A 490-nucleotide genomic window follows, 5' to 3' on the forward strand; every position below is an offset into this window, starting at 1 on the left:
GACACCCCTGCATCATACCAAGAGGGCTTTTTTTGATCAAGTCCCCGGAAAAGCTCCTAACGGGAATGCTCCTTTTAGAATTTAATTTAATTTCAATAGTTATATCGGAAACGATTCGAAAAAATTAATCAGTTTTTTTAAATTTACTGTAGATGAGCAAATTTGCTAACATAAATTGATAGCTAAACAAAAAAGGAGACATGAACCCAGCTCCTTGAGTAAAATAGATGTGCTCAAACTACCCACAAGGAGGTTCATGTCTCATGAATAGATTAGCACATCATCAAGGAATCCACAAGTTTTTCATGACGCTGGGATTGGCGCTTTATTTCTCGAAGCCGGTCATCAAGCATCTCGTTCATCTTGTCGACGCCTTGACGACCAAGGGATTTTCGGGGACATTGACGGATGTCGGGTACTGGAGTTTTCACCCGAATCATCGAACCACGCTCAGCCATTTTTTCACGAAAAGCCCTTGGAACGAGGAAAA

At 41.0% G+C, this 490-nt stretch carries 1 pseudogene; it reads left to right on the plus strand.

The features are described from left to right. Positions 1–263 precede the first annotated feature (263 nt). Positions 264–490 (plus strand): annotated as a pseudogene (locus tag B4113_RS08160) (IS701 family transposase); the annotation flags it as partial.

The sequence above is a fragment of the Geobacillus sp. B4113_201601 genome (genome assembly GCF_001587475.1).
Lineage (GTDB): Bacteria > Bacillota > Bacilli > Bacillales > Anoxybacillaceae > Geobacillus > Geobacillus icigianus.